Origin of the sequence: Parafrankia soli (genome assembly GCF_001854695.1) — a bacterium.
Lineage (GTDB): Bacteria > Actinomycetota > Actinomycetes > Frankiales > Frankiaceae > Parafrankia > Parafrankia soli.
Genome location: NZ_MAXA01000097.1, coordinates 1 through 3,416, shown reverse-complemented (window position 1 = coordinate 3,416; position 3,416 = coordinate 1). Strand labels below are relative to the sequence as shown.

Here is a 3,416-nt window from a genome sequence, read left to right as displayed (position 1 = left end):
GGCGTGACCGGATCCGCTACGTGGTGATCGACATGTGCACCGTGTTCGTCGCCGCGGTCCGCCGCTCCCTGCCCCTCGCCACCCTGGTCGTCGACCATTTCCACATCGTGCAGCTCGCGAACAGCGTCGTCGCCGCGGTCCGCCGCCGCGTCACGACCCTGCTGCGCGGCCGGCGCGGACGCGACAGCGACCCCGAGTGGAAAATCCGTAATCTGCTGGGCCGCAACCGGGAGAACCTCACCGACCGCCAGCTCACGAAGCTGTGGAACACCCTGGTCGACCTCSACGAACCCGGACAGACCATCCTGGCTGCCTGGATCGCGAAGGAGGAACTGMGCGCCGTGCTCGCCCTCGCCGGCACCCACCCCGACCGCACCGTGATCGCCCACCGGCTGACGAGGTTCTACCTCTGGTGCGCCGACGCCGGCATCCCCGAACTCGAACGCCTCGCCTCCACAGTCAGCACCTGGTGGCCGTGCATCGAGGCATTCCTGCGCACCGGGCTCACCAACGCAGGYAGCGAGGGCCACAACCGGATCGTCAAGCTCGACGCCCGCAACGCCTTCGGATACCGCACCCCAACCAACCAGCRGCTACGGACACGCTGCGCAACCACCCGCCGAGCCCGCGGATGTCTCAACCCCGCTTAACTTCGAAGACCCGTTATAGGGCACGGCTCTCCGGCAGATTTCCGCAGCCTGCCGGGCCGGGGAGGGCCTCCCCAGTTCCCGCCGCCACTATCAGTACGTTCCGCGCCCCATACGCCGGGGAGTTCCTCACGGCTGCAAWTCCAGGAYCTTCGCCGCTTCCATGGCCTTCGCCCCGATTCCGAAGGGCTCGGCACTCCCTTGTCCCRCTCAAAGARCGGGCTGAGTAACGACGCCGCAGGCTTCGCTTTATGCTACGGACCGCACTGTTGCTCCCCCTCACAGGGCCTTCGACGCTGGGCTTCGACCCCGCCCGTTTCCAGACGAAGCCGCCAGCCTGCTACCGGGCCTCCTGGCAGTTACCCGGACCGGACTTCCACCGGCAAGCGACGGCGAGCTTACGAAAGGTAGATCAGCCGCTTACACGGCGTCACCTCCAGTCTGCTGGGCGCACGGAAAAGGATCATTAAGGATCAATAGTGGTACCTGCATTGAGCTACGCGAATCTCGTCGCCGCTGACCTTGTAGACGAGTCTGTGTTCGTCGTTGATGCGCCTCGACCAGTAGCCCTGAAAGCCGTGTTTCAGGGGTTCGGGCTTGCCGATGCCATCGTTCCCGTTACGGGCGATATCCTGGATCAGGGTATTAATGCGCTTGAGTATCTTACGGTCCTGGGTTTGCCACCACACGTAGTCTTGCCAGGCGTTCTCGTCCCAGACGAGCTTCACTCGGCAAGGTCCCGGACAACACCGCCGCCGCTCTCGAGTCGGTCGATGGCGATCAGAAGCCGGCGTGCGTTCTCTGGGCTACGAAGCAGGTATGCCGTCTCCTTGAGTGACTGGTAGTCGTCCAGGGAGACGATCACTACCGGCTCGCGGCCGGTGCGGGTGATGACAATCTCTTCCCTGTCGTCCGTCACGGCCGTGAGAACTTCTGCGTACCGTGCGCGTGACTCCGAGTAGGTCATCGTCCTCATGTCACCCTCCTCTCACGTACGGGAAGTTGTACGTACAGAAAATTGTACATCGCCGGGTCGAGATCGGCAAGGGGCCTTGGCACGCCAACTCCGCGCCGAAGGTTGCGGCAGCTATGCGGTGGTCCCGTCGGTCGGTAGGGGTTCGTGTTCCTCGGTGCAGGGGTCTCGCCTCGGGCTTCTTCCCGACCCCACCTCACGGTGACGCCGTTGCCTCCAGCTCGGGGTTGGCACCGCCGCCTCCCCCAGAGGACTTCCACCTCCAAACGACTACCCATGCCGGGCACACAACGCCACCGCCCACACCGGACCGGTGTGGCCGGTGAGGGGCTCGCCGAGGGGGCGGGGGTGTGCCGGGTTGGATGTGTCCCACAGCCGCACGGTCCGGTCGGCGGTGGCGAGGGTACGGCCGTCGGCGGTGAACGCCACCGCGTGCACCCGGCTGGCAGGGCCGGTGAGGGGTTGCCGAGAGGGCGGGGGTGTGCCGGGCTGGTGGTGTCCCACAGCCACACGGTCCGGTCGCGGCTGGCGGTGGCGAGGGTGTGGCCGTCGCCGGTAAACGCCACCGCCCACACCGGACCGGTGTGGCCGGTGAGGGGCTCGCCGAGCGGGTAGGGGTGTGCCGGGCTGGTGGTGTCCCACAGCCACACGGTCCGGTCGCGGCTGGCGGTGGCGAGGGTGTGGYCGTCGCCGGTAAACGCCACCGCCCACACCGGACCGGTGTGGCCGGTGAGGGGCTCGCCGAGGGGGCGGGGGTGTGCCGGGGTGGGAGGAAAGCCGGGTTCGTTGGCGGGTGGGGCCTGCCGTGGAGGTACTGGGAACTCTGGTGCTACGGCGGGTTTCCCTCGCCCGGTGATGGTGTGGCGGATGCTGTCGAGAAGGTGCCTGCGGGCGGTGCCGGCGGACAGGTCGAACAGGTCGATGCCGACGACGGTGTGGAGCAGCCCGGGCCGGGCGCAGTCTTCGATCCGGATGGGCAGCAGCTTGCGCGCAAACCCGCGGGGGTCCGCGACGTGCGCGGCTTTCCATTCCGCCTCGCCGTACACCGACGACAGGTAGGCGTTGGACAGGACGGCGATGGTTCGTTCCGCGTGAATGACGCCCTGGTCCATACGGACCGACCAGTTGGAGCCGGGGACGAAGTCCCATGCCTGGATCAGGACGCGGTAGCCGTCGTCTTCCAACTGCCAGGCGATCCACTCCGCCCGCTGCCGATCGGCGGCGGTGTAGGACACGAAGAAGTCCCACCCCTCCGCCCCGTCCGCGGCGGTTGCCCCCAAATTCGACACAACGCTGATCCTCGCACCCACCGCCAGCGCCATAACCGTCACCGGCCGGCACATCCGGCACATCCCGTCATCTGCCGGGAACGCTTCGCGGCCCCCAGCCCTGGGAAGGGGTCGGGGGTCGCGTACTCGGCGGGGCGGGGTCTCAATACCAGGAACTTAGTGTCTGATCGTGTAGGTTCGGTGGGTGCCGAGACGTGGTCAGGTCAAGGAGAAGCCCGAGGACCGGTTGGTGGACCGGGTCGGGTTGGGGGTGCTGGCGGCGCAGTTCCCGGACGCGCTGGTCGACCGGGTGGTCGCTGAGACCGGGCGGCGTGAGCGGCGGACGCGGGACCTGCCGGCGGCGTTGACCCTGCGGTATGTGGTGGCGTTGGCGTTGTTCCCGTCGGACGGCTACGACGAGGTGATGCGGCAGGTGAAGGTCGCCGACGACTGGCTGTCGGACAAGGCCGGGCCGGTGAAGGTGCCCGCGACCACGGCGATCACGAAGGCGCGGGACCGGCTCGGGGT

The 3,416-nt window shown here is 67.6% G+C and carries 5 protein-coding genes and 1 pseudogene; 2 read left to right on the top strand and 4 right to left on the bottom strand.

Annotated elements, in window-relative coordinates; translation table 11 throughout:
- Window positions 1–650: transposase (locus tag BBK14_RS09780; RefSeq protein WP_198541224.1), on the top strand; the 650-nt coding region annotated here is incomplete at its 5' end.
- A 470-nt stretch (window positions 651–1,120) separates the two neighbouring features.
- Here the strand turns inward: BBK14_RS09780 and BBK14_RS09775 are convergent.
- From BBK14_RS09775 to BBK14_RS39865, 4 genes and pseudogenes are all read right to left on the bottom strand, one after another.
- The gene (locus BBK14_RS09775) at window positions 1,121–1,375 is read right to left on the bottom strand and encodes a Txe/YoeB family addiction module toxin (RefSeq protein WP_071061226.1); all 255 of its coding nucleotides are present in this window, start codon (window positions 1,373–1,375) and stop codon (window positions 1,121–1,123) included.
- Window positions 1,372–1,623: a type II toxin-antitoxin system Phd/YefM family antitoxin gene (locus BBK14_RS09770; RefSeq protein WP_071061224.1), complete on the bottom strand. Its 252-nt coding sequence runs from the start codon at window positions 1,621–1,623 to the stop codon at window positions 1,372–1,374. The genes BBK14_RS09775 and BBK14_RS09770 overlap by 4 nt, the downstream gene beginning before the upstream one ends.
- A gap of 267 nt (window positions 1,624–1,890) precedes the next feature.
- Window positions 1,891–2,049, bottom strand: coding sequence for a hypothetical protein (locus tag BBK14_RS39870; RefSeq protein ID WP_241831347.1), 159 nt, complete (start codon window positions 2,047–2,049; stop codon window positions 1,891–1,893).
- A 113-nt stretch (window positions 2,050–2,162) separates the two neighbouring features.
- Window positions 2,163–2,942: pseudogene (locus tag BBK14_RS39865) on the bottom strand (toll/interleukin-1 receptor domain-containing protein); the annotation flags it as partial.
- A gap of 151 nt (window positions 2,943–3,093) precedes the next feature.
- On the opposite strand from BBK14_RS39865, the gene BBK14_RS09765 reads away from it, so the two are divergent.
- Window positions 3,094–3,416 (top strand): transposase domain-containing protein (locus tag BBK14_RS09765; RefSeq protein WP_198541223.1); only part of this gene is annotated, 323 nt, incomplete at its 3' end.

Coding starts and splice junctions, on each gene's coding strand:
- BBK14_RS09770 (WP_071061224.1), bottom strand. CDS start 1,623: ATGAGGACGATGACCTACTCGGAGTCACGCGCACGGTACGCAGAAGTT.